This is a genomic window from Mesorhizobium sp. M7A.F.Ca.US.014.04.1.1, assembly GCF_003998745.1.
Classification (GTDB): Bacteria; Pseudomonadota; Alphaproteobacteria; order Rhizobiales; family Rhizobiaceae; genus Mesorhizobium; species Mesorhizobium ciceri.
In genome coordinates, this window is the sequence record NZ_RZRW01000520.1 from 1 (window position 1) to 3,958 (window position 3,958).

At 60.9% G+C, this 3,958-nt stretch carries 3 protein-coding genes; all 3 read left to right on the forward strand.

Annotated features, from left to right (window positions below; genetic code table 11):
• Window positions 1-514: HlyD family secretion protein (locus EOA22_RS26520; protein ID WP_164755837.1), on the forward strand; the 514-nt coding region annotated here is incomplete at its 5' end.
• Complete coding sequence (locus tag EOA22_RS26525) at window positions 514-2,106, forward strand: MFS transporter (protein WP_082826772.1); 1,593 nt, start codon at window positions 514-516, stop codon at window positions 2,104-2,106. The genes EOA22_RS26520 and EOA22_RS26525, both read left to right, overlap by 1 nt.
• A 447-nt stretch (window positions 2,107-2,553) precedes the next feature.
• The coding region (locus EOA22_RS26530; RefSeq protein ID WP_245478691.1) for a PAS domain-containing protein at window positions 2,554-3,958 on the forward strand (1,405 nt) is incomplete at its 3' end.

Sequence of the window (3,958 nt, forward strand, 5' to 3'; positions counted from 1 at the left end):
GTCACAGGCGAAGGCCGCTCTCGACCTGGCTATGCTCGACCTCGACAACACGGTCGTGAGAGCCCCGGTCGACGGGATCGTCGGCAATCGGCAAATCCGTGTCGGCCGTTATGTCACTCCAGGGAATGCGGCCTTGGATATCGTTCCCGTCGACGATGTCTGGATCGTCGCCAACTTCAAGGAAACGCAGCTCAGCTTGGTCAAGATTGGCCAAAGGGTACGCGTCACGGTCGACGAATATCCAGATCAAGAAATCGACGGTGTTGTCGACAGCTTCGCTCCCGGCAGCGGCGCGGCGTTCAGCCTGCTGGCGCCGGACAATGCCACCGGAAACTTCATCCGCGTTGTCCAGCGTGTGCCGGTGAAGATCAGGATGATACGAAACCCGTTGCCTGGCCGCCTCGTTCCGGGGCTCTCCGCCCGCGTTGCCATCGCCCTGGGAGCGGGCGACGTTCCAGCGGTGGCGTTGGAAATGCGGTCCGGCGACAGTGCCAACGGACGCCTGGTACAGTGATGCACCGCACCGAAGCCGAAAAAAGAGCGTTCCGCCATCCTGATACCCTGCCGTGTGCCTGGCTAGTAGCAACTGGTGTTGTATTGGCCGCCTTCATGGACGCAGTGGCATCCACTGCACTGTCGATCGGCCGGATCGACATGCTCGGCGACATCTACGCAACGCCGGATGAACTGGCGATGGTCGACATCGCATTCATCGCCGCCAAGCTGACGGCTTTCCTTGTCGCTCCGCTTCTTGTCACCGCCGCCAGGCCGACCGCCTGCCTGCGCGCGGGGGTCGTGATGCTTCTGCTGGGTTGCGCGGCAATGACGCTCTCGGTGGATCATGTCTGGATTTGTGTTTTCCGCGTCGTCCAGGGGCTGGCTGGCGGCACAATTCTCGTAGCTGGCCAGACGCTGCTGTTTTTTCGGTTCCCGTCTCGACATCAGCCGATTGTCCAAGCAGTTTTTGCCGTCGGCGCCGTAATGGCTCCAACGACGATTACGCCGGCCCTGCAGGGCTGGTTGGTCGATCATTTCTCCTGGGACTGGATATTCCTCGCCAACGTCCCGCTCGGCATCGCCGCCCTTGTCCTTCTGGCGGCGGATGGCAATCGGACATACTGGCGGGCAACCACGCTCCCCGTCGTCGAGGTCATTGTGCTCGGCATCAGTACCGCGCTTTTGACATACGTGCTGCTGCAGGGCAGCAGGTTCAACTGGTCGGACGACATGGGGATCACCGGCCTTTCGACCATCGGTGTGGCGGCCGCCGGCCTTGTGGTTGTCCGGGAGGCCCGGTTCCGCTCAGGCTCACTTCAGGCGGTCGCGCCTTTCGCCGATCCGGACTTTCGCTTTGGCTTTCTTGTCAGCCTCGTCGCGGGCTTTGCCCTATCGGGCAGCACCTATCTCATCCCGGCTTTTGCCCTCAACGTTCTCGATTTTACGGCCACGGCCGCAGGAGTGCTTCTGCTGCCCAGCGGAGCCATGCTGGCGCTGGGACTTCTGTTCTCCGGCCTCCTCATCGAAAAGGCCGGCGTTCACCCGATCGCCCTTGTTCCGTTTGGAGTCCTGCTCTTCTCCGGAGCCATGTGGCTCCTGTCCGGTTCGACGAGCGGTAGCGGCACCCCCGACCTGACCCCGGCCCTGCTTCTGCGAGGATCAGGTCTCGGTCTTCTGTTCGTGGCACTGACGCTGGTTACGCTGCGTGGACTTGCTGCCGATATTCTGCCGTTTGGAATAGGGCTGTTCAATCTCGGGAAGCAGGCTGGTGGTCTGATGGGCACGGCGCTCTTGCAAACGTATATCGATCACCAGAACGCTCTCAACCGAACGATGTTGTCCACCCACCTTGTCCGTGGCGATCCGGCCCTGGACCAGCGCTTGAGGGCCAGTGCGAACATTCTCACTTCGAACGGTGCCGACATTCTAGCGGCGCCCAAGATCGCTTTCCCATTGTTGCAGCGCTCTCTCGAAAGGCAAGCCTCCACGATCTCTTTCGACGAAGCTTTCTTCGCGCTCGTGTTGCTGTTCGCGGTTGCTGCGCCATGCCTGATTGGCGCCAAGCAATTGTTCAGTCGCAAAGTCCTCCGGCGGAGCCGAACTGGGTAGCCTCCTATGCGTTGGAACAGATGTCCTTATCGTCATGGCGTCCAACTTGAATCTTGCGAGCCACGTCCACCAGACCAGACGGGGATGAACACGCGGGGTCGTCGCGGCCGCGTCGCGCTGCGGTTCATGGATTTCCGTGAGGTGCCGCTGGGGCGCGGCGCTGCTTATGGTGAGTTTTGGTTCGTCAGCCCAGATCCCAGCTGCTGAGAGCAAGTGCTATACGGAGAGCCGACCAGGCCTTGTTTCAGGGGCTGTAGCTTCAATCGGGACGTCTAGGTGCCTCACCCCGAAAGTTAGGTCACTCACATCTCATGGATTTCCATGAGGTGCGGCTGCGGCGTGGTCCGGTTAAGATGATGAACCAATTCGCGAGCCCAGATGGTCAACGATGAGAGTTAAAGAAGGCGCTGACAGTCTCCGCCTTTCATTGTCCGGTAGGAGAAGACAATGACGACAGCGTTCAACTCGCTTGGCGATCCCGATGCGGAAGCGTTGCGGGCGGCTCGGCTCATCGAAAGCGTGGTCGGCAATGGGTGGGCGACAGACGCGGCCGGCAGATTCAGCTATGTTACTCCCAGCACGCTATCGCTTCTCGGCACGACGCTGGAGGAGTTCAACACTTCGTCAGAAGATGGCTCCGCGGGTTGGAAGCGGCTAATCCATCCAGACGACTATGACCGAGCCGTGGCCGAGTGGCGTCGCTGCCTGCAGACAGGTGAGCACTACAATGTGGAGCACCGCATTTTGCGCGCGAGCGGTGCTTACGGTTGGAGTCGAAGCTCCGGACAGCCGCTGTGCGATAGCGAAGGTAACGCCGTTGCATGGTATGGCACACTGATTGAAGGCGATGCGCCGTCCGCAGCCACAGAGCGATTCGCCGATGTGATCAGTGCGGCACTTGAGAAGGGAGCCGCCTCCGACGCTCTCCATTCTTTGAGTCTGGTCCATCCGGATGACCGGACAGCGGCGGCGCACGCAGTCGCCCGCGCCTTCTGGACGGGTGTCCCCCAAGTAACGAGGCACAGGCAACTGCAGGCCGACGGAAGTTATCGCTGGAACGAGACCCGATCGGAGCCCGGCTACAGTGTCAGTGTGGACATTGATGATCTGGTGACAGACGGGGAGCCGCTTTCCGGGGCGGACCTGGATCTCTTGGTTGAAAACAATGCCGGGCCAATTCGATCGGCGAAAATCGTTGAAAGCATATTCGGGAACGGATGGGCGTTCGATGCGGCGGGTAGATGGATCTACCTGCATCCGTTCGCGCTGAGCTCCCTCGGGGTGACGCTGGAGGATCTGAACGCTCCATTGAACGAGGGGTACACCGCCTGGAAGCGTTTGCTTCATCCAGACGACTATGAGCAGATCGCGGTTACCTGGCGCCATTGTCTGAGGACCGGCGATCATTTCAATGTCGAGTTTCGCTTTCGGCGCGCAAACGGCACCTATGTATGGGCCCGAACCGCCGCGCGGCCCGCGCGCGACAGCCAGGGTCGTATCACGGGATGGTACGGAATCGCGCTCGACAACGATGTCTACAAGAAAACCGTGGCGGAGCTGCGCGGTCGGGAGCGGGAACTTTCTCAGCTCGTCGACATGGTCCCAGTCCAGATCAGACGGCTGACGCCTGAAGGCGAGCCGACCTTCTTCAACAGACGTTTGCTTGACTTCTTCGGTCTCGACGGTGTGGCGGATCTGGACAAGCCGGGGATGAGCCGGCAGGCGGCGGCCATACAGTCCCTCGTCTATCCCGAAGATGCGGCACGCCTCCTGGAGACCGTCCGCACGGCGCAGTCGATACTTCATGGAGTATGGTTCGCCGGTAGCCAGAGAGTGGCGGACGGTCTCCAGG

What these genes read in the sequence shown, in the direction of transcription:
- EOA22_RS26525 (WP_082826772.1), top strand. Translation starts at nt 514, where the DNA reads ATGCACCGCACCGAAGCCGAAAAAAGAGCGTTCCGCCATCCTGATACC.